The sequence below is a fragment of the Amycolatopsis sp. NPDC039088 genome, assembly GCF_055598845.1.
In genome coordinates this window covers 278,176-298,356 of the sequence record NZ_JBVKAE010000003.1, presented here as the reverse complement: position 1 = coordinate 298,356, position 20,181 = coordinate 278,176, and the positions used below count along the sequence as shown (strand labels likewise).

The following is a 20,181-nucleotide window of genomic DNA, read 5'->3' as shown; positions in this document are numbered from 1 at the left end:
GCTCAATCGGTGGGGAGGGTTTCGGCGGCGGGGCTCTCGGTATTCAGGAACAGCTCGATCACCGGGACCGGGGTGCCCGGTTTCCGGATCGGGAGTTTGAGGGTGAGCGTGCCTTCCGGCTGCCCGCCCATCTGGGTGTTCTGCGCGGTCTGCCCGGGGTCGGTGTGCACCTGCCGGATTTCCGAGGCGTCGTCGAGCAGCTGGGCGTAGCGCACTCGCCCGGCCATCCCGGGCAGGTGGACATGGTTCATCGGCCAGCTGAAGAGATGCAGGTAGAGCCGGTCCCCGCGCTGGGTGTAGCGGCAGTCCGCGGGCGCGGTGAACTCCGACGGGCCACAGCCGCGGATGGAGCGTTCGTGCCGGTCCATCCAGCGGCTGATCCCGGCGAGCACTTCGAGCGCTCGCGGGTCGATCTCACCCCGGCCGTTCGGTCCGACGTTGAGCAGCAGGTTGCCGTCCTTGGACACGCCGTCGACCAGCATCCGGATGAGCAGCTCGGGGCTCTTGTAGTCGAGGTTGTCGCGGTCGTAACCCCAGCTGCCGTTCAGCGTCTGGCACGCCTCCCACACCACGGGCACGCCGTCCCGGGTCATCGGACCGGACGGCTGGTACTGCTCCGGCGTGATGAAGTCGCCGGGAATGCCGGTGCGGTCGTTGACCAGGATGCCGGGCTGCAGTTCACGGACCAGCGCGAGCAGGCCGGGGGAGTCCCAGTCGTCCGGTCCCTTACCGCCCCACCATTCCTTGCGGCCCCGGTACGAGAAATCGAAGAACAGGTAGTCGATCGTGCCGAAGCGGGTGAGCAGCTCGCGGACCTGGCCGTGCAGATAGAGCTGGTACTCGGCGATGTCGGCGTACTGGTGCGCCGCGATGTACTCGGCGTCGTCGCGGCGGGGATGGGTGCCGTCGACGGGGAACGCCGGGTGGTGCCAGTCGATCAGCGAGTGGTAGAAGCCGACCTTCAAGCCTTCTTCGCGGCACGCGTCGACGAACGGGCCGAGCAGATCCTTGCCGTAGGGGGTGTTCGTGACCTTGAAGTCGGTGAGATCGCTGTCCCACAGGCAGAAACCGTCGTGGTGCTTGGTGGTCAGCACGACGTAGGTCATGCCCGCGGCCTTCGCGGCCCGCGCCCAGGACCGCGGGTCGTACTTGTCCGGCTCGAAGTGGTCGAAGTAGACGCGGTACTGCTCGTCGGTCAGTTTTTCGCGGTTCTGCACCCATTCGTGCCGGGCGGCCAGCGAATACAGTCCCCAGTGGACGAACATCCCGAACCGGTCGTGGGTGAACCAGGCGGTGGAACTCACTTCAGGATCGCTCCTTGCTTGTCTCGGTCAGCCCTTGAGCGCGCCCGAGGCGAGCCCGCGGACGAACGAACGCTGGAAGAAGAGGAACGCGGCGACCGAGGGGAGCAGCGCCAGCAGCGACGCGGCCATGATCACGCCCGGCGTGACGTTCGTGTCGATCCGCAGTGTCCGCAGGGCCAGCGGCAGGGTGTAGGTCGACGCGTCGGTCGACACCAGCAGCGGCAGCAGATACTGGTCCCAGATCATGGTGAAGCCGAAGACGCCGATCACCCCGAGCGCGGGTTTGCACATCGGCAGGATGATCTGCGCGAAGATCCGCAGATCTCCGGCGCCGTCGATCCGCGCGGCCTCTTCGAGTTCACGCGGGACGTCCTTCATGAACTCGGTCATCACCAGGATCGAGAAGGCCCACGCGCCCAGCGGCACGATCATCCCGGCGAGGCTGCCGATCAGGTTGAAGTGCACCACCGGAAGATCCGACAGGATCAGCGACAGCGGGATCGCGAGGATCTCCTCCGGCAGCATCAGCGTCGCCAGGATCGCGACCAGCACAAAGGTCATGAACCGGAACTTCTTGCGCGCCAACGCGTATCCGGCCAGCACCGAGACGATGACCTGCAGCAGCAGGCCGAAGCCGACCACCAGGAACGAGTTGAGCAGGTACTTCCCGACGCCGAGGTCGAAGGCGATGCCGAAGTTGCCCAGGGTGGGGCTCGACGGGACGACGCTCAGCGCCGTCGGATCGGAGACGTCGTTGAACGCGCTGACCAGCAGGGCCAGCAGCGGTCCGGCGAAGACCAGGAGCAGCAGGGCGTACAGGACGAACTTCAGGATCCGTCCGCCCGGCGACTTGACGGCGTCGAGGCCGAGTGCCGAATCGTTGGCCGCGGTCATGCGTCTCGCCTCCGTCGGAGCACCTGGACGAACAGGGTCAGCACGAGCGTCGCGAGGAACAGCAGGACCGCTCCCGCCGCGCCGACGCCCAGCCGGTTCTGTTCCAGGCCGAGTTTGTAGATCAGGGTCATCGCGACCTCCGTCGAGCCGTTCGGCCCGCCGTTGGTCAGCAGGAACACCTCGGTGAACACGCGCAGACCGCGGATCGCCGCGAGGACGAACAGGATCGAGAACACCGACCGCAGGCCCGGCAAGGTCACGTGGAGGATCTTGCGCCAGCGGGAGGCACCGTCCACAGTGGCCGCTTCGTAGAGCCCTCGGTCGATTCCGGCCAGTCCGGCGAGGAAGATCATCATGTCGTACGGCGCGCCGCGCCAGATGCCGGTGATGATGACCGAGACCATCGAGCTGTCGGGATCGTTGATGAAGCCCGACGGTCCCAATCCGACCAGGCCGAGGATCGAGTTCAGCATCCCGTCCTCGGTCGGGTGGTACATGATCCGCCAGAGTTCGGCGACCACCGCGATCGGGACGACCACCGGCAGGAACGCCGCCGAGCGGAGGAACTTCAGCCGCTTGCTCTGGCCCTCCATCAGCAGCGCGAGCGCGAGGCCGATGACCATCGACCCGACCGTCTGCCCGACCGCGATGATCACGGTGTGCCAGATGGCGGAGTGGAACGCCTCGTCACCGAGGACGGTGCCGTAGTTCTGCCCGCCGACCCACTGGTTGCCCAGATACGGCTGGACGTCCTGGAAGGACATCGTCACCGCGGTGATCATCGGGATGAACTTGAAGTACACGAACAGGATCAGGGCGGGGGCCAGGAACAGCCACGGCGTCCACCACTTCCCGTCGCGGTCGCTGCGCCCGCGGGCCTTCGGCGCGGGCGTCCGCCGGGTGGCGGTACGGTCCGCGCCGACGGCCGCCGGCTTGGCGTGATCTACCGTCATGACGCGCTGATCCCCTGTTGCTGCAAGGTCGCGGTGAGCTTGGTGTCGAGTTTGGCCAGTTCCGCCTTGGTGTCGAGCTTGCAGTCGGCGACGAGCGCGCTGACCGTGTCGGCGGTGTCCTGGCGGACCGGCGTCCAGTTCGGGATGGACGGCGCGTAGTGGCCGGACTTGGCGTAGATCTCGGCGTAGGTCTTCCAGCGCGGGTCCGGGCGGACCTGGGTGATGTCGACGTTCTTGTTCACCGGGAGCTGGACGATGAAGGCGGTGTCGCCCTCCATGCCGATCTTCTGGCCGTCGGCCGAGATCGCGAAGTCACCGAAGGCGTCCTGCCCGGCCTGATTCGGCGAACCGGCCATCATGTAGATCGACAGTCCCTCGGCGAGCACGTCCGCGTTCTTGGCGCCCTTCGGCATCGGGACGACCTCGTACTTGTCCTTGCCGAGCGCCTTGTCGAACCGCGGCAGCAGGTACGGGCCGACGACGTACATCCCGGCCTTGCCCGCTTCGAAGGTCTCGTTGGTCGCCGGGGTCGGCATGGTGACCGAACCGGGCTGGATCACGTTGTCCTTGCAGCCGAGGTCGCGGAACCACTGCACCGCGGCCAGCGATTCGGGGGTGCTCATCGACGGTTTGTACTTGCCGCCGCCCGCCTCGGTGATGAAGTCGCCGCCGGCGGCCCACAGGAAGTTGGAGAAGTACCAGGAGGCGTAGCCGCGTTTGGTCGACAGCGTCGCGTTCAGGCCCGCGGTGTCGTTCTTGCCGTTGCCGTCGGGGTCGCCGGTGGTGAAGGCCTTGGCGAGGTCGACCAGCTCGGGCCAGCTCTGCGGGACGCTCTTGCCGAGCTTCTCCCGCCAGTCCTTGCGGATCAGCAGCGCCGAAGCCTGCGCGCTGTAGGGCAGGCCGTACAGCTTGCCGTCCGGGGTCTGGTTGGACTTCAACGCCTGCTCGGTCAGCTCGGCGGCGTGCTTGATCTTGCCCTGCTCGATCTCACGTACGAGACCCTGGCTCTTCAGGGTGCCGACCTGCGTGACGTCGTTCATCACGATGTCCGGCAGGTCGCGCTGGGCGGCGCGCTGGGCCAGCTTCGTCTCGAAGTCGTCGAAGATCGCGGTGACCTGCACCTTGAACCCGGTGGCCTTCTCGAACGCTTCCGCGAGCCGCTTCGTGGCCTGCTCACCGGCGCCGCCGGGGGTTGTCCGGGTCCACAGTTCCAGTGGGGCCTTGGTGTCCTGCGCGACGTTCGTGCCTGCGGGGCCTGCCGAGCAGCCCGAAAGAATCAGCGCTGAGACAGTGAGTCCCACGCCGATCCACCGCGATTTCCGCATCGCTTCTCCTGTTCACTGTGGACCACGCCGTCTACTCCGCAGGGACGGTAAGCGCTTTCCCGGCTCGGGGTCAATGGTCCGATGATTACGAATTTCAATCGGCCGACTTTGCCTCGGGGTGGGGCTCACCGCCCTTGGGGTGGGTTAAGCATCCGATGTATGGTGCCCTCGGAGGTAGGGATGACGGAGCTGCGACACCGGCCGACGGCGATCCTCGTGATGGAGGAACGTCGTCGTGACGACGTTTACCCCGAGGCCGTACGCGACGAGATCGGGGCGCTGGTGGACCTGCGTGAGCCGCTCACCCGCGAGCGGCTGGCGGAGCGTCCGGAGGCCCTCGACGGGGTCGAGATCCTGCTCTCGGGCTGGGGGGCGCCGGTCCTCGATGCCACCCTGCTGGGGGCGGCACCGGACCTGCGCGCGGTGCTCGTCGCCGCCGGATCGGTCCGCCCGCTGACCACACCCGAGTTCTGGGCGCGCGAGATCCCGATCGTGTCCGCGGCGGCCGCGAACGCCGTCCCGGTCGCCGAGTTCACCCTGGCCCAGATCCTTTTGGGACTGAAGCAGGTGCACCGGATCTCCCGCGAGATCCGGGAGCGGCGGGCCTACCCGGCCGACCCGAGGGTCGCCGGGGCCTACCGCTCCAAGGTCGGACTGCTCGGCCTCGGCGAGATCGGTGCTCTCGTCGCGTCTCACCTGGGCAGCTTCGACGTCGAGGTGCTGGCGAGCGACCCCGTCGTCGACGCCGCGGCCGCCGCGGAACTCGGCGTGCGGCTGGTGGACCTCGACGAACTGTTCGGCACCTGTGCCGTGGTCAGCCTGCACGCGCCGCTGCTGCCGGAGACCGAGGGGCTGGTGAACGGGAAGCTCGTGGCCGGAATGGGCAGCGGTGCGACCCTGATCAACACCGCCCGCGGCGCCGTGGTCGACGAGCCGTCGGTCGTCCCGGTGCTGGGCGAGCGGCCGGACCTCACGGCGATCCTCGACGTCACCTGGCCCGAACCGCCCGCCCCGGACTCACCGCTGTACACGCTGCCGAACGTGGTCCTCACCCCGCATCTGGCCGGGGCGCTGGGTGCCGAGCGCGCGCGGATGGGGGAACTCGTCGCGCGGGAACTGCGGCGGTTCGTCCTCGGGCAGCCGCTCCAGCACGCCGTCGCGCCGGAACGGGCCCACTTGCGGGCGTGAGGTCGTATAACGCCCTATACCGCGTGCCGGCTGGTGGCCAGCACTGCCGCGAGCCCCTCTAGAAGATCTTTGAGGAAGTATCCGGGCATCTCCAGTGACGGGAAATGGCCCCCGGCTTCGGGTGCCCTCCAGCGGACGATCTGCCGGTACCGCTGCTGCGCCCACGGGCGCGGATACTTCTCGATGTCGCGGGGATAGGTGGTGATCGCCGCCGGGACGTCGACCCGGAGTTCGGGATCGAGCGAGTTGTGGCTTTCGTAGTAGATGCGAGCCGACGACGCGCCGGTCCGGGTCAGCCAGTACAGGGTGACGTCGTCGAGGACACGGTCTCGGGAGATCGTCTCGAACGGGCTGTCTTCGGTGTCGGACCACTCGGCGAACTTGTCGAGAATCCAGGCGAGAAGCCCGACCGGTGAGTCGACGAGCGAGTAGCCGATGGTCTGCGGCCGGGTCGCCTGTTGTTTCGCGTACGCCGCGCGGTGGTGCCAGAAATCGTGGGTTTCCTCGGTCCACTCGCGTTCGGCCGCCGTCAGCCCGTCCGTGGTCAGCCCGGGTGGTCCCGCCGCGAACGTCGTGTGGATGCCGAGGACGTGGTCCGGGAACCGGCCGCCGAGAACCGTGGTGACAACGCCTCCCCAGTCGCCACCGTGGGCGGTGAACCTGTTATAGCCGAGCCTGCCCATCAGTTCCACCCACGCGGCCGCGATCTTTTCGGTACCCCAGCCGGTGGTGGACGGCTTGTCGCTGTAGCCGAAGCCCGGTAGCGAGGGGATCACGACGTGGAACGCCGGCGCGTCCGCGTTCTTCGGGTCCGCCAGCTCGTCCACCACATCGACGAACTCGGCGATGCTGCCCGGCCAGCCGTGCGTCAAGACCAGGGGAACCGCATCCGCGCGCGCGGACCGGCGGTGGAGGAAGTGGATTCCCACACCGTCGATGGTCGTGCGGAACTGGCCGATCCGGTCGAGGCGCTTCTCGAAGGACCGCCAGTCGTACCCGGTGCGCCAGTAATCCACGACATCGACGAGGTCGGCGAGAGGAACACCCTGGCCCCATCGGCGATCGACCGTCTCGGCCTCCGGTAGCCGTGCCGCGGCCAGGCGCGCACGCAAATCTTCGAGGTCGGCGTCAGGTGCGTGGGCTTCGAAGGGGTGTACGTCGCTGGACATGAGACCTCCTGTCATCGAAGAACCGGCTAAGACGGTTCTAGCAGGCCCTCGCGTCGAGACACAACCGGCTAAGGTGGTTCCATGCCTGCTGGGTTCCCTGACTTCCGCCTCGGCAATGTGCTGGCGACCAGCTTCACCGCGACCCTGACGGAGCGTCGTGGTGAGGCGGTGGAACGCATTCCCACGCCGCACCGACTCGTCGACTGGCTGGCGGTGAACGGTCTCGCCGTGGACTCGTGCACCACTGCCCAGCTCGAACTCGCTCGGGAACTGAGGGAGTCGATTCACGCCGCGGCGACCGCGGCCGCGCTCCAGGACGTGCTCCCCGCTTCCGCTGTCCAAGTCATCAACGACCGCAGCACCCAGGGCCGGGCCGCGGCCGTTCTGACGCCCGAAGGCAAGCGGCGATGGCACCTTGGCCCGGCTTCCCGCGTGGAAGACGCCCTCAGCGTGATCGCCGCCGACGCGGTCAGCATCATCTCCGGCGAACGCGACGGAAAGCTGGCCTTGTGCGCGTCGCCGACCTGCCAGGCCGCCTTCTTCGACACCAGCCAAAGCCGCTCCCGTAAATGGTGCGACATGAACACGTGCGGGAACCGGCAGAAGAAGGCACGGTTCAACGCGAATCAGCGGAAGAGAGCTCTCTGAGCGCATCGGTGGGCTCGGGGTCGTGCGGTTTCGACGGCGTTGTGTTTTGTGGCGTGCTCGGCTTCGGGACTTGGGCGCTTAGGCCGTTGCCACGAAACGGCGACGTGGTGGTGCGAAGCCGGTCTGGCGAGGTGACCGCCGAGCCGTTGCCGTTGAACGACGATGGACTCGGGGAGGAGTGGTGGCTTTTCGTGCATTGCCGCTTTGGGGGCGTTGCCGGGGTACGGCAACGGGTTCGGGTGGTGGCGTTAACGCTGCCTTTGCGGCGTGACCGGCCGCTCTGTTGCCGCGAAACGGCGACAAGCCGGGACGGTAGCGGTACCGGCGTCGGGACTTGGCCATTTCGGATCATCGCCGCGTGACGGCGGCGGTTGTAGGGCAGTGAGACCGGCTTCGCCTTAGCCGTTGCCGCGAAACGGCAACCGATCCGGGCGGCGGCGACGGCGTGAGCCGGCGCAACCCGCCGGCGCAAGCCTTCCTACTCAATCACCAGTTCCGCACAACCGGTGTATACCCCGCCGGCTTGTCCCCGACCTTCACCCCAGGACTGATCACCCAGTTCTGGTACTCAGGCGTGAACATCCGGTACACCGACTCCGGCGGCACGGCGCTGGCCTCGTCGAGGATCGTCCGCAGCTCCGGCGGCAGTTCGAAGTCGAGCGCGGCCATGCTCGTGCGCAGCTGGGCCGCGCTGCTCGCCCCGGCGATCGCGGACGCGATGCCCGGCTGGGTGGCGACCCAGTTGATCGCGACCTGCGCCATCGTGACACCGAGGTTGGCCGCGACCTCCTCCAGTGGCTTGAGCAGTGCCCAATCGCGCTCCGTCCATGCCTTCCCGGCGTTGCCCGGATCGCTCAGCCTGCCCTCGCCGGCGGGGGTCTCGGTGGTCTGGCGGTACTTGCCGGTGAGGAAGCCGCCTGCCAAGGGGCTCCACGCGGTGATGCCGAGTCCGAGGTGCTGTCCCATCGGGAGGTGTTCGGTCTCGATCGTCCGCTCCACGAGCGAGTAGGGCAGCTGGAGGTTGACCGCCGGGGTCAGTGCGTGCGCGTCCGCGAAGGACTGTGCCCGCGCGGCGTACCAGGCGGGCACGTCCGAAAGTCCGGCGTAGCGGATCTTTCCCGCGCGTACCAGGTCGTCGAACGTGCGCATCACCTCTTCCGGCGGGGTGATGCGGTCCCAGGTGTGGAGCAGGAACAGGTCGACGTGGTCGGTGCCCAGCCGTCGCAGCGACGCCTCAAGTGCCCTGATCAGATGCTTGCGTCCGTTGCCGCCCGCGTTCGGATCGCCGGGGTCGACGCTGTTGGTGTACTTGGTGGTGAGCACGACCTGGTCGCGCACCTTCGCTTCGGCGATGAGGCGGCCGAGGATCGTCTCGCTTTCGCCGGCGGTGTAGAAGTCGGCGGTGTCGATGAAGTTCCCGCCCGCGTCGAGGTATTCGCGGAAGATCGGACGGACCTCGTCCTCGGTTTTCCCGTAGGCGGCGTGGAAACCGCCGGTGCCGAAGTTCATCGTGCCGAGGGCGATCCTGCTGACGCGCAGGCCGGACCGGCCGAGCGAATAGTACTGATCCAGTGGCATGGCGGTGACTCCAGGGTTTCAGTGGTGTCCACTGTGGACAGGGACGACGAAGCTGACGGTCTTCTCGTCGAGGATCTTGTGCGTCGGGTCGGCGAGGCCGATCCACACCTTGTGCGGTCCCGCCGGCAGCGACTGGATGATGAGCGGCTCTCCGCTGCCGTCCGCCCAGTGCCACTGCGCGTCGTCGACCGTCACGTGGATGTGGCCGATCCGGGGCGAGACATCGAGCGCGGCCGGGCCGTAGACCGGGACGATCCGGAGGTTCTCCGCCCGGTACCGCAGGACGACGAGGCCCATCGCGAGCTGGTCGGGCAGCGGCTGGTCCACGACCAGCGAGGGCGGCGGCTGCGACGGCAACGGCACGACGGGGGCGGGTGACCAGTCGGCGGCGGCGACGGCGGCAGGGGGAGCGGGTGCCGTCGGCGGTGGCGAGGCGGCACTGCAGGCGGTGGTGGCGAGGAGGAGGGCGGCGGCGAGGGCGAGCTTCCCAAGAACGGGCATGCGGTCACGTTAGGACGGCCATGGGGGCCTCGGCGCCCGTCGGGCGACGTCATCGGTGTACGTCACCGTGACACTTTCCGGTGATCACCAGGTAGCGGCCCCCCAGGCGGGGAATACCGAGGACATCAGATTGGGGGCGGAGAAAAGGAGAGAGCAATGATGACTCGGATCGCCGCCTTGGCGGCCAGCGCGACGCTCATGATTTCGGCGGGTGCCGTCGCCGCCTCGCCCGCCTCCGCGGACCCGGTGCCCGGCAACCCGAACCAGTTCTACGCCTACTGCGCGGTCGATCTTCTCGGCACGCCTCTCAGCTGTACGGAGACGAGCGTCGAACACGCCTCGCATATCTGCCAGTACGTGGTGACCGGTCTCGGCATCCTCGGGCTGGACTGCATCCAGCGCTGATCACAGGTCGTCCTCGCCGATGATCGTGCGGAGTTTGTGCAGGGCTCGGTGCTGGGCGACCCGGACCAGCCCGGGGCTCATCCGCAGGACGGCACCCGTTTCAGGAGCCGACATGCCGACGGTGACGCGCAGCCGGATGATCTCCCGCTGAATACCGGGCAGGGTGCTCATCAGGCGGGTCAACCGGTCGTGCCCGTCGGCGGCGAGCGCCTGCCGTTCAGGTTCGTTTGGCTCGGGCGTCGCGCGATCGGGCAAGTCGGCGGTGGGTTCGGATCTGTCCCGGGCCCGCCACCGGAAGGCAGCGGCGACCTTCCGGGAGGCGATCCCAAGAACGGTGGTGAGAAAAGAGCGGCCGGTGGCTTTGGCGGTGGGAAGCGCGGTGAGCACGGCGAGACAGGTCTCCTGCGCGACGTCCTCCGCGGCGATGACCCGCGTGTCGATCCCGTCCATCCGGCTCCGGCAGTAGCTCGCGACGACCGGTTGGACGATCTCCATCAGTTCCTCGGTCGCGGTGGGATCACCGTCGCGGGCGCGGGGAACGAGGGATTCGAGATCCTCCGTCAGCGCACCGTCGTCCGGAAAAGGAGCCGCCCCCGGCGAGGCGCGTTCGCCGGGGGCGGTCCAGGTCAGGCGAGTTCCCAAAGCGCGGGCACGTTCGGCGGTTCCCAGCCGGGCATGGAGGTGTGCGGCTGGATCACGCGGTAGTTGCTGCCGCCGTAGGTGGCGGTCGCACCGGAGCCGTAGTAGGTGTACGGCGCCCAGGTGCCGCCCGGCGGGTTCGAGGTTGTCGGGCCGGTCGGGGTGGTGGTCGGCGTCGTGGTGGTGCTGGACGGCGGGGTGCCGGTGACCATCAGGCGCAGGTTGTAGACGCTCAGGATCTCCGTGACCGGCTGGAAGTAGATGGTGCCGCCGGAGGTGCAGTCGCCGGAGCCGCCGGAGGTGACGCCCTGCGCCTGGTCGCCGGTGATCCACGAACCGCCGGAGTCGCCGGGCTCGGCGCAGACGTTGGTCCTGGTCAGGCCGGTGATGGTGCCTTCGGGGTAGGTGACCGAGGTGTTCTTCTGCAGGATCGTGCCGCAGTGCCAGCCCGTGGTGGAGCCGGAACGGCAGACCGAAGAGTTCACCGCGGCCTCAGTCGAACCAGCGACCGGCACGGTGCCCGGGTAGCGGTTGACCAGCGCACGCGGGGTGTTGCCGGCGTCGGCACGGACCCAGGCGTAATCGTTGCCGGGGAAGCTGGAGCCCGCGACGGACCCGCTCGGGTTCGAGGTGCGCGTGCCCGTGGTGCCGCAGTGCCCGGCGGTCACGAAGCCGCCCTCGACCGGGAAGCCGATGGAACAGCGGCCCGAACCGAAGGTGTAGGCGTTACCGCCGATGATGTCGATCAGCGCTCGCGGTTTCTCGGTGCTGGCCTCGACGCGGACCAGGCCGGCCTGCACGCCGGACTCGACCGCCCACGACTTCGCGGCGGCCTCACCGCCGGCGTTGGCCAGTACGACGATCGAGTTGGTGACGACGTCGGTGTACCAGCCGGGCACGGTCTTCGGTGCCTTGGTGGACTTGGCGTCCAACGCCAGCTTGGCGGCATCGAGCTGGGCGGCGCTCCGGGCGACGGTCTTCGGGGTCGCACCGGCGGCGCGCACCAGGTCGGCCTGCGCCGCGTCGGTGACGGCCACGGTCAGCGAAGTCCCGGTGGTGTCCAGCCACGATCCGGCGTACGACGTGCCGAGCTGTTTCTTCAGCGTGTTGTCGGTGACCGCGGCACGCTGCTCGCTCGCGAGCCGGAGCTTGGCCTGTTCGGGGCTGATCTTCAGGTCTCGCGACATCGCCGCGAGCATTTCCGACTGGGCCTGGTCTGCGGCCGTTGCCGGTTGCCCGGCACTCGCGCTCGGGGTGAGGGCGATGGCCGTGACCAAGCCCGCGCCGGTGATGGCCGCGGCTGTGGTGGCGAGGATCTTTCTGTTCATGTCGACGCTTTCCTCGAAACGGGCGGGGGGAGAGGAGACGGAACGTTCCCGACCGTACGAGGCGCATCACGGAACTGGTACATACCATTTGGGTCATATCCACGGGCTTGAGCGCCGGGTGATATGGCACCCGGGCGGACGGTTCCGCTCGGCGAATCCGTTGCCGTGCAAGAGGTTCCAGTGCCTGAAGACCAGAGTGGACGCCGACGCCGCCGTCGGCTCGTGGTGCCGTCCTTGTCGTCAATACCGTACTTTTGAGGGGTAAGGCAAAGGGAACGCCGGAACTTCTCACGGAGTGAGGATCGCAAGTGCAGCTTTTCGGGCGTGAAGCCGAACTGAAGGGCCTCGGCGAGCTCGTCGACGGTCCTGCCGCGGGCTGCGGCGGTGTCCTCATCCAGGGCGAACCGGGGGTCGGCAAGTCCGCCGTCGTGGCGGAAGCGGTCGCCGCGGCGACGGTCGGCGGTTTGCGGGTACTGCGCACGACCGGCGTCGAGGCCGAACGGAACTTCGCCTACGCCGGTCTGCACCAGCTGCTCTTCCCGGTTCGAGCGGCTGCGGACACCTTGCCCGCGCCGCAGCGTTCCGCGCTCTGGGCGGCGCTGGGCCTCGCCGAGGCGGCGGAGCCCAACGCGTACCTCGTCGGGCTCGCCACACTGACGCTGCTTTCGGAGGAGGCGGCGGCCAAGCCGCTGCTGATCGTCGCCGAGGACGTCCACTGGCTGGACCGGGAGAGCGCCGACGTCCTCACGTTCGTGGCCAGGCGGATCGAGTCGGAGCCGATCGTCCTGATCGCGACCCTGCGGGACGGGGAGCCGTCGCCACTGCGCGACGCGGGACTGCCCTCGATGGACCTGGAGCGCCTTCCCGACGCGGTCGCGGCCGAACTGCTCGACTCCGTGGCCCCCAGGCTCACGACTCCCGTCCGGACCCGGCTGCTCGCCGAGGCCGCCGGGAATCCGCTGGCACTGACCGAGCTGCCGTCGGCCATGACCGAGGCGGCCGATCCCGTGCTGCCGCTGACCGAACGACTCGAGCGGACGTTCGGTGACCGGTTCGTCGCCCTGCCGGAACCTGTGCGCACGACCCTGCTGGTCGCGGCGCTCAACGAGACCGGGTCGATCACCGAGACGCTGGCGGCGGCCGGTGCGCTGTTGGGCGAAACCGTCGAGCCGGAAGCGCTGGCGCCCGCCGCGGAGGCCCGGCTGATCGACCTTGAGCCACGGACGGTGTCGTTCCGGCACCCGTTGATGCGTTCGGCCATCCCGGCGTCGGCGTCGGCCGAGGAACGGCGGCACGCCCACCTCGCTCTCGCCGAGGTCCTGCGCGAGGAGCCGGATCGCCGGGCGTGGCATCGGGCCGCCGCGGCGATCGGCGCCGACGAAGCCGTGGCCGGTGACCTGGAGCACGCCGCCGACCGCGCCCGGCACCGTGGCGGACCGGCGGCCGCGGTCGCGGCGCTGGAGCAGGCCGCCCGGTTGAGCGCCGATCCCGGACGGCGGGCGGAGCGGTTGCTGCGGGCGGCCGAACTGGCCGTCGAATCCGGCGGGCGCGAGAAGGCGGAACGGCTCGTCGAGGACGCCCGTTCCGGCGAGCTCACGCCAAGGCAGCGAGCGACCGCGAGCTGGTTGCTCAGCGGGTTCGAGGACGGCGTGCGCGAAGACCTGTCCCGGGTCGCCGAACTGGCGCGGCTGGCCGAGTCGGTGGCGAAGGACGGGATGCCGGATCCGGCGATGCGCATCCTGTGGGGTGCCGCCATGCGCTGCTTCTGGACCGAACCCGGCCCGGAGGCGCGGCGGACGCTGCTGGCCGTCGCGGACCGGCTCCCGGTCGAGAACTCGGACCCGCGCCTCGTCGCCGTCACCGCCTACGTCGCGCCGTTCGAACGGGCCGAAGCCGTACTCGGTGACCTGCACGGACTCGCCGCCACCGGCGGAACCGATCCCGAGGTCGACCGCTTTCTCGGCAGTGCGTCACTCCAGGTCGGCGCGGTCGATCTGGCCGCCCGGTTCTCGGCGGCCGCGGCCCCGGGGCTTCGTGCGCAAGGAAGGCTCGGCCTGCTGCCGAGGGCGTTGGCGGTCCAGGCGTGGAGCCAGGTCCGGCTCGGCGACCTCGCCGCGGCGGTCCCGGTCGCGGCGGAAGCGGCCAAATTCGCCAAGGAGACCGGTCAGCCGTTCATGTACGGCCTCGCCACCGCGGTCCAGGCCGAGATCGCCGCGTTGCGGGGCGAGCACAAACAGGCCAAGGCGCTGGCCGACGAGGCCGAACGGATCGGGCTCGCCGCCGGTGCCCGGCCGGTACTGGCGACCGTCCAGCTCGCCCGGGGTATCGCGGCGTCGAGTGAGGGCCGCTTCGACGACGCTTTCGACGACCTGCGGCGGCTGTTCGATCCCGCAGATCCCGCCTTCCAGTTGGCTCTGCGCGTCTACTTCGTCGCGGAACTGGCCGAGGCCGCGCTCCGGGCGGGGCAGGTCGAGGCCCTGCGGGAGATCGTCGCGGAAATGGAACAGCTGGCCTTGTCGACGGCGGCACCGGCCCTGCACATCGGCTTGCGGTACGCCCGCGCCGTCCTCGATCCCGGCGAGGACCTGTTCGAGACCGCGTTGCGGGCGGAGCTGGACGGCTGGCCCGCCGAACGCGGCCGGCTGCGGCTGGCCTACGGCGAATGGTTGCGGCGTCAGCGGCGTGTCGTGGATTCGCGAGCGCATCTGCGTGCCGCGCGGGAGACCTTCGACGCGCTCGGCATGACGGCGTGGGCCGAACGCGCGCGCCGTGAACTGCGGAGCGCGGGGGAGTCGAGCCCCAACCGCGGCCCGGACGCGCGGGAGAAGCTGACCCCGCACGAGCTGAGCATCGTGCAACTGGCCGCGGAGGGCCTGACCAACCGGGAGATCGGGCAGCGGCTCTATCTCTCGCACCGGACGGTCGGCACGCATCTGCACCGGATCTTCCCGAAGCTGGGCGTGACTTCGCGGGCGGAACTCAAGAAATTCTCGTGACTGGTGATGACGGTTATCGAGGAGTGAGCCAAGCGTGTCGTGTCTCGGGCGAGGCGGTGGGCTGGGTGACGTGGCACCGCACTGGCCTTGCCGAAGTACGTGAAGGAGGCCTTCACGTACTTGACGACCGGTCGCCGAGGTCACAGCCGTCCCACCGTCACCAGAGACCACATCTGACGCTAGCGAAAGCCTCCTTCACTACCGTCAGAGTAGGCAAGGAGGCCTTCACTACCAGAAGAACGCGTGCACGTGAGCGACACCGGCCCCATGCCACGACACGTTTGCCTTTCCCCTCAAGAGAACGACCCAAATCACTCACGACGTCTCACGAGGCCGCGGTCAGGTGCGCAACCACACCGCCGTATCCGTCGGCAGTTCACCGTCGACCGGGCCACTGGTCAGGAGTACATCGCGATGCGGCGGAAGTGGGACCGGCGTGTCCGAGAAGTTCAGCACGAAGGTGAACTCCGGCTCCCGCGTGAACGCGAGCACGCCGTCGCCGAGCGACAGCCATTCCAGGCCACCGGGCCCGAGCGCGGGAAGCTCCTCCCGCATCCGAAGCCCGGCGCGGTACAGGCGGAGCATCGACGCCGGATCGGCCGCCTGCGCTTCCGCCGTTCTGGAGCGCCATTCCGCGGGCTGCGGCAGCCACGTCCCGGCGGTGCCGAAGCCGAACGGCGGCGCGTCGCCAGACCAGGGGAGCGGGACCCGGCAGCCGTCACGGCCGGGGTCGGCGCCGTTCGTCCTGGCATACACCGGATCCTGCCGGAGCTCGTCCGGGAGGTCCTCGATCTCCCACAAACCGAGCTCCTCCCCTTGGTAGACATACAGACCACCGGGCAGCGCCAAGGTCAGCAGCGCCGCCGCCCGCGCCCGCCGGGTCCCGAGTCCGAGGTCGACCGGAGTGCCGTGCAGCCGGTCGGCGAACGCGAAGCCGGTGTCACCCTCGCGTCCGTACCGGGTCACGTGCCGGGTGACGTCGTGGTTCGACAGCACCCAGGCCGCGGGCGCGTCGACCTCCTCGTGTGCCAGCAGCGTCCGCTCGATGACGTCCCGGAACCTCGTGGAATCCCAGGGGCACACCAGGAAGTCGAAGTTGAACGCGGCGTGCAGTTCGTCGCGCCGGAGATACCGCGCGGCACGCGACATGTCCGGCAGCCACATCTCGCCGACGAGAACCCGGTCACCCGGATAGCTGTCGGCGATCTTGCGCCACGACCGGTAGATCTCGTGCAGTCCCTCCTGATCGGAGAACGGCGTCTCGTCACCAGGGTCGACGTCGGGCAGCCGCGGGTCCTTCACCAGCCCGTCGGCGACGTCGATGCGGAAACCGTCGACGCCGCGGTCGAACCAGAACCGCAGGACATCCTCGAAATCCGCGCGGATGTCCTGGTTGTCCCAGTTGAAATCCGGCTGGCGCGAGCTGTAGAGGTGCAGGTACCACTCGCCGTCGGGGACCCGCGTCCACGCGGAGCCGCCGAAGCGCGACTTCCAGTTGTTCGGCGGTTCGGAACCGTCCGGGCCGCGGCCCGGACGGAACCAGAACCGTTGCCGCTCGGGCGATCCGGGTGCCGCCGCGAGCGCTTCCTTGAACCAGCGGTGCTCGTCGGAGCAATGGTTCGGCACGATGTCGATGATCACCCGGATCCCCTTGGCGTGTGCCGCGGCGATCAGGTCTTCGGCCTCGGCCAGGGTGCCGAAGAGCGGGTCGATCTCCCGGAAGTCGGCGACGTCGTAGCCGCCGTCGTCCATCGGCGACGGATACCACGGGGTGAACCAGATCGCGTCGATCCCCAGTTCGGCCAGGTAGTCCAGCCGCGCGCGGACGCCGGCGAGATCGCCGACGCCGTCGCCGTTCCCGTCGGCGAAACTGCGGATGTAGACCTGGTAGATCGCCGCGCTCCGCCACCATCCGGCGGCGGACTGCCCCAATGCGGTCACGGAAGTGTCCTCCTCAGTAGTTCGTGGAAACCCCGGATGCGGCGAAAATCAGCCTTTGACGCTGCCGGCGGTGAGCCCGGCGAGAATGTGCCGTTGGAAGGCCAGGAACAGCGCCACCATCGGCACACTGGCCAGCACCATGCCCGCGACCAGCACGTTCAGCGGCATGTCGATGGCCACCCGCTGCAACATCACCGACAGCGTCTGCTTCTCGGTGTCCGGGAACACCAGCAGCGGCCAGATGAAGTCCTTCCACGCGGCCACCACCGCGAGGATCGAGACCACGGCGAGAATCGGCCGCGAGATCGGCAGGATGATGCGCCACAGCGTGCGCACCGGTCCGGCGCCGTCGAGCCGCGCGGCTTCGAGCAGCTCGTCCGGGATCTGGTCGAAGAACCGTTTCAGCAGATAGATGTTGAAGGCGTTGGCGGCGGCGGGCAGCCAGATCGCCGCGGGCGAGTTGATCAGGTTGAGGTGCAGCAGCGGGAGATCGGTGATCGTCACGTACGTCGGCACCAGCAACGCCGCCGCGGGCAGCATCAGCGTCGCGAGCATGAGGCCCAGCACGACATTGCCGAACTTCGGGCGCAGCTTCGACAACGCGAAGGCCGCCGGGACGTCGATGGCCAGCTGGGCCAGCCAGGCGCCTCCGGCGACGATGATCGTGTTGAGGAAGTACTTGCCGAGGCTGAGCTGGTTCCAGGCGTCGGCGAAGGTCTCCGGATGCCATTCGTCCGGGATGAACGTCGCCGGGGTCTGCGCCAGTTCCTGCGGTGATTTCAGCGCACCGGTGACCGCCCAGTACAGCGGGAACAGGAACGCGAGAACGAACAGCAGCAGCGTGCAGGTGAAGACGACGGCGTAGCCGATCTTGCCACTGGGACTGCGGAGCGTGCTGGGGGAGACGAGCGTCCTCATGACTGATCCGCCTTCCGGGTCAGGCGCACGTACAGCGCGGAGAACACCCCGAGCGCGACGAACAGCAACAGGCTCAACGCGCTGGCCGAGCCGAAGTCGTTGTAGACGAAGGCGTAGCGGTACAGCAGCAAGAGCACGGTCACCGTCGAATCGTCCGGTCCGCCGCCGGTCATCACGTACGGCTCGGTGAACACCTGCATGGTCGCGACGACCTGCAGCAGCAGGAGCACCAGCAGCACGAACCGGGTCTGCGGCAAGGTGACGTGGAGCAGGCGTTTCCACAGCCCGGCACCGTCGAGTTCCGCGGCCTCGTAGAGCTCGCCGGGGATCGTGCCGAGCGCGGCGAGGTAGATCAGCGTGGTGCTGCCCATGTTCGCCCACGTGGACACGAAGACCAGCGACAGCATCGAGGTGTCGCCGGAGTCGAGCCATTGCCCGCCGGGCAGGCCGACGGCGCCGAGCGCGGAGTTGAACAGACCGGCACCCGGGTCGTAGAACCATTTCCACATCAGCGCGGTGACCACCGGCGGGAGCATCACCGGCAGGTAGACCGCCAGCCGGAAGAACGCCTTGGCGTGCCGCAGTTCGTTGAGCAGCACCGCGGTCAGGAACGGCACGAGGAACCCGAACACCAAGGCGAGCCCGGTGAACAGCAGGGTGTTGCGCCAGGCCACGCCGAACAACGGGTCTTCGAACAGGCGGGTGAAATTGTCGAAGCCGACCCACGTGGCCGGATTGACGAAATCGACCTGCTGGAAGCTCAGCAGTACCCCGCGCACGATGGGGTACCACGAGAACAGCGCGAAAACCAGGAGCGCGGCGCAGAGCAGGCCGTATGCGGTGAGGTTTTCCTTGAGCTTGCGGCGCAACCGGATCCGGCGGCGTTCGGCCGCGGACGCGACCGGGCGACTGGCCCGCGACGAGGACGCCGCGGGCCAGTCGAGAACGCTACTTGACCTGTGCGAGGACACTGTTGACCTTCGACTCGGCCGACGACAGCTGCTGATCGATGTTCGCGTTCCGATCGGTGAGCACCGCCTGCATCACGCTGTCGAGAATGGCGTAGACCTGCTGCGCGTTCGGTGGTTCGATGCTGCCCTTGATCCGCGAACCGGCGTCCACATAGGACTGGTAGTTCTCGGCGGGTACGTTGGCGTGCTTGGCCTTGATCGCGAGCTGCTGGTCACGCACGGCGCCTTGCCAGACGTCCGGGGTCGGCTCGGCAGGCAGCCCGACCGGCTGCTTGCCGTCGACGTACTGCTGGACGTGCTTCTCGAACCGCTCCGGGTTGAGGTACTTCCAACGAACCCATTCCAGGCCGGCCTTGATCTTCTCCGGCGAGGCCTTGGGATTGATCATGTAGCCCTCGCCGCCGAGCAGTGTGCCCTGCCCGCCCGGCATCCCGGCGACGCCGTAGTCCTCGTACTTGCCGTTGAACTGCTTCACCAGCACCGGGACGTTGTCGGGGGCGGCCATGTACATGCCGAGTCGGCCGGCGCCCATCATGCGCTGGACGTCCTGGGCTTCGAGCAACTGCTTGCTCCCCATGGTGTCGTCGTCCCAGCGCATGGCGCGCAGCTGGTTCAGCGCGGCCTTGGCCTTGTCGTTGTCGAAGGCGGCGACCCATTTGTCGCCGTCCTTGCGGGCGACCTCGCTGCCCATGGAGTAGAGCCAGCCGGTCAGGTGCCAGCCACCCTGGTTGTTCTTGCTGTAGTCGGCGTATCCGACGGTGCCGTTGCCCAGCGCGGCGATCTTCTTCGCGGCTTCGCGGACCTCGTCCCAGGTCTGCGGCGGTTTGTTCGGGTCGAGCCCGGCCTTCTGGAACAGCGGGCGGCTGTAGAGCAGGCCCATGCTGTAGTTCATCGTCGGCAGGCCGTAGAGCTTGCCGCTGGAGTCGCGGAAGTTGGCCAGCAGCTCCGGCTTGATGTCGTTGATGTTCTTCAGGTCCTTCGCCGCTTCGGTGATGTCGGCGGCCTGACGGCGCGCGATGATCTGCGCCGGATCGGTGAAGTAGACGTAGTAGACGTCTTCGAGCTGACCGCCGGCGAGTTTGGCGGAGAAGGTCTTCGGGTCCATGAAGCCTTCGTGCGGCTCGATGTCGATGTCGGGGTGGCTCTCCTCGAACTCCTTGACGTCGGCGTCGAACACGCCGCGTTCGAACGGCTGGCTGGTCGGTGGCTGACCGGTGACGGAGATCTTGACCTTGCCCCCGGTTCCGGTGCTTTCACCGGAACCGGAACCGCAGGCGGCCGCCCCCACGGCGAGCCCGCCCGCAAGGAGCAGGCAGAACATCCGGCGGCGCACTGTCGGGGACCAAGTGCTGCTCATCTCAAGCCTCATCTCGCCGATCGCGACGGCTGTCACGTGATTGCGGTCACTCTAAAGTGAAGACCA

At 68.4% G+C, this 20,181-nt stretch carries 17 protein-coding genes; 4 read left to right on the top strand and 13 right to left on the bottom strand.

Going from position 1 to position 20,181, the window contains the following annotated elements:
* Positions 1-2: 2 nt before the first annotated feature.
* From ACZ7KI_RS06180 to ACZ7KI_RS06165, 4 genes are read right to left on the bottom strand one after another with little or no spacing between them, the layout of a single operon-like run.
* Positions 3-1,304, bottom strand: a complete 1,302-nt coding sequence (locus ACZ7KI_RS06180; RefSeq protein ID WP_470272122.1) for an alpha-L-fucosidase — start codon at positions 1,302-1,304, stop codon at positions 3-5.
* Positions 1,305-1,331: 27 nt separating this feature from the next.
* Positions 1,332-2,198 carry a carbohydrate ABC transporter permease gene (locus tag ACZ7KI_RS06175; RefSeq protein WP_470272121.1) on the bottom strand — a complete coding sequence of 289 codons (867 nt, stop codon included), beginning with the start codon at positions 2,196-2,198 and terminating at the stop codon, positions 1,332-1,334.
* A complete protein-coding gene (locus ACZ7KI_RS06170; protein ID WP_470272120.1) occupies positions 2,195-3,151 on the bottom strand; it encodes a carbohydrate ABC transporter permease in 957 nt (318 codons plus the stop codon). Before ACZ7KI_RS06170 ends, ACZ7KI_RS06175 begins: the two co-directional genes overlap by 4 nt.
* Positions 3,148-4,476: a sugar ABC transporter substrate-binding protein gene (locus ACZ7KI_RS06165; RefSeq protein WP_470272119.1), complete on the bottom strand. Its 1,329-nt coding sequence runs from the start codon at positions 4,474-4,476 to the stop codon at positions 3,148-3,150. Before ACZ7KI_RS06165 ends, ACZ7KI_RS06170 begins: the two co-directional genes overlap by 4 nt.
* A gap of 180 nt (positions 4,477-4,656) precedes the next feature.
* Between ACZ7KI_RS06165 and ACZ7KI_RS06160 the strand changes: the two genes are divergently transcribed.
* On the top strand, positions 4,657-5,664 hold the full coding sequence (locus tag ACZ7KI_RS06160) for a hydroxyacid dehydrogenase (protein WP_470272118.1): 1,008 nt from the start codon (positions 4,657-4,659) through the stop codon (positions 5,662-5,664).
* Positions 5,665-5,678: 14 nt separating this feature from the next.
* On the opposite strand, the gene ACZ7KI_RS06155 is transcribed toward ACZ7KI_RS06160, so the two are convergent.
* The gene (locus ACZ7KI_RS06155) at positions 5,679-6,833 is read right to left on the bottom strand and encodes an epoxide hydrolase family protein (protein WP_470272117.1); all 1,155 of its coding nucleotides are present in this window, start codon (positions 6,831-6,833) and stop codon (positions 5,679-5,681) included.
* Positions 6,834-6,914: 81 nt separating this feature from the next.
* Here ACZ7KI_RS06155 and ACZ7KI_RS06150 point away from each other — a divergent pair, with 81 nt between their 5' ends.
* Positions 6,915-7,481 (top strand): CGNR zinc finger domain-containing protein, encoded by a 567-nt coding sequence (locus ACZ7KI_RS06150; protein WP_470272116.1) that lies wholly within the window; start codon positions 6,915-6,917, stop codon positions 7,479-7,481.
* 486 nt (positions 7,482-7,967) lie between these two features.
* On the opposite strand, the gene ACZ7KI_RS06145 is transcribed toward ACZ7KI_RS06150, so the two are convergent.
* Entirely contained in the window at positions 7,968-9,059 is a 1,092-nt protein-coding gene (locus ACZ7KI_RS06145; protein WP_470272115.1) for an aldo/keto reductase, read from the bottom strand.
* Positions 9,060-9,077: 18 nt separating this feature from the next.
* Complete coding sequence (locus ACZ7KI_RS06140) at positions 9,078-9,560, bottom strand: DUF6130 family protein (protein WP_470272114.1); 483 nt, start codon at positions 9,558-9,560, stop codon at positions 9,078-9,080.
* 156 nt (positions 9,561-9,716) lie between these two features.
* Between ACZ7KI_RS06140 and ACZ7KI_RS06135 the strand changes: the two genes are divergently transcribed.
* Positions 9,717-9,965, top strand: a complete 249-nt coding sequence (locus ACZ7KI_RS06135; protein WP_470272112.1) for a hypothetical protein — start codon at positions 9,717-9,719, stop codon at positions 9,963-9,965.
* On the opposite strand, the gene ACZ7KI_RS06130 is transcribed toward ACZ7KI_RS06135, so the two are convergent.
* Complete coding sequence (locus ACZ7KI_RS06130; protein WP_470272111.1) at positions 9,966-10,607, bottom strand: sigma-70 family RNA polymerase sigma factor; 642 nt, start codon at positions 10,605-10,607, stop codon at positions 9,966-9,968.
* A complete protein-coding gene (locus ACZ7KI_RS06125) occupies positions 10,592-11,932 on the bottom strand; it encodes an alpha-lytic protease prodomain-containing protein (protein WP_470272110.1) in 1,341 nt (446 codons plus the stop codon). The genes ACZ7KI_RS06130 and ACZ7KI_RS06125 overlap by 16 nt, the downstream gene beginning before the upstream one ends.
* Before the next feature lie 308 nt (positions 11,933-12,240).
* Here ACZ7KI_RS06125 and ACZ7KI_RS06120 point away from each other — a divergent pair, with 308 nt between their 5' ends.
* Positions 12,241-14,928, top strand: coding sequence for a helix-turn-helix transcriptional regulator (locus ACZ7KI_RS06120; protein ID WP_470272109.1), 2,688 nt, complete (start codon positions 12,241-12,243; stop codon positions 14,926-14,928).
* A gap of 339 nt (positions 14,929-15,267) precedes the next feature.
* Here ACZ7KI_RS06120 and ACZ7KI_RS06115 read toward each other — a convergent pair whose 3' ends face one another.
* From ACZ7KI_RS06115 to ACZ7KI_RS06100, 4 genes are read right to left on the bottom strand one after another with little or no spacing between them, the layout of a single operon-like run.
* Positions 15,268-16,869, bottom strand: a complete 1,602-nt coding sequence (locus tag ACZ7KI_RS06115; RefSeq protein WP_470272108.1) for a glycoside hydrolase family 13 protein — start codon at positions 16,867-16,869, stop codon at positions 15,268-15,270.
* A gap of 48 nt (positions 16,870-16,917) precedes the next feature.
* Positions 16,918-17,787 carry a carbohydrate ABC transporter permease gene (locus ACZ7KI_RS06110; protein ID WP_470272107.1) on the bottom strand — a complete coding sequence of 290 codons (870 nt, stop codon included), beginning with the start codon at positions 17,785-17,787 and terminating at the stop codon, positions 16,918-16,920.
* Positions 17,784-18,758 (bottom strand): carbohydrate ABC transporter permease, encoded by a 975-nt coding sequence (locus tag ACZ7KI_RS06105; protein ID WP_470272106.1) that lies wholly within the window; start codon positions 18,756-18,758, stop codon positions 17,784-17,786. Before ACZ7KI_RS06105 ends, ACZ7KI_RS06110 begins: the two co-directional genes overlap by 4 nt.
* Positions 18,736-20,115: an ABC transporter substrate-binding protein gene (locus tag ACZ7KI_RS06100; protein WP_470272105.1), complete on the bottom strand. Its 1,380-nt coding sequence runs from the start codon at positions 20,113-20,115 to the stop codon at positions 18,736-18,738. Before ACZ7KI_RS06100 ends, ACZ7KI_RS06105 begins: the two co-directional genes overlap by 23 nt.
* Positions 20,116-20,181: the final 66 nt, after the last annotated feature.

Coding starts and splice junctions, on each gene's coding strand:
- ACZ7KI_RS06175 (WP_470272121.1), bottom strand. CDS start 2,198: ATGACCGCGGCCAACGATTCGGCACTCGGCCTCGACGCCGTCAAGTCG.
- ACZ7KI_RS06170 (WP_470272120.1), bottom strand. CDS start 3,151: ATGACGGTAGATCACGCCAAGCCGGCGGCCGTCGGCGCGGACCGTACC.
- ACZ7KI_RS06165 (WP_470272119.1), bottom strand. CDS start 4,476: ATGCGGAAATCGCGGTGGATCGGCGTGGGACTCACTGTCTCAGCGCTG.
- ACZ7KI_RS06160 (WP_470272118.1), top strand. CDS start 4,657: ATGACGGAGCTGCGACACCGGCCGACGGCGATCCTCGTGATGGAGGAA.
- ACZ7KI_RS06155 (WP_470272117.1), bottom strand. CDS start 6,833: ATGTCCAGCGACGTACACCCCTTCGAAGCCCACGCACCTGACGCCGAC.
- ACZ7KI_RS06150 (WP_470272116.1), top strand. CDS start 6,915: ATGCCTGCTGGGTTCCCTGACTTCCGCCTCGGCAATGTGCTGGCGACC.
- ACZ7KI_RS06145 (WP_470272115.1), bottom strand. CDS start 9,059: ATGCCACTGGATCAGTACTATTCGCTCGGCCGGTCCGGCCTGCGCGTC.
- ACZ7KI_RS06140 (WP_470272114.1), bottom strand. CDS start 9,560: ATGCCCGTTCTTGGGAAGCTCGCCCTCGCCGCCGCCCTCCTCCTCGCC.
- ACZ7KI_RS06135 (WP_470272112.1), top strand. CDS start 9,717: ATGATGACTCGGATCGCCGCCTTGGCGGCCAGCGCGACGCTCATGATT.
- ACZ7KI_RS06125 (WP_470272110.1), bottom strand. CDS start 11,932: ATGAACAGAAAGATCCTCGCCACCACAGCCGCGGCCATCACCGGCGCG.
- ACZ7KI_RS06110 (WP_470272107.1), bottom strand. CDS start 17,787: ATGAGGACGCTCGTCTCCCCCAGCACGCTCCGCAGTCCCAGTGGCAAG.
- ACZ7KI_RS06100 (WP_470272105.1), bottom strand. CDS start 20,115: ATGAGCAGCACTTGGTCCCCGACAGTGCGCCGCCGGATGTTCTGCCTG.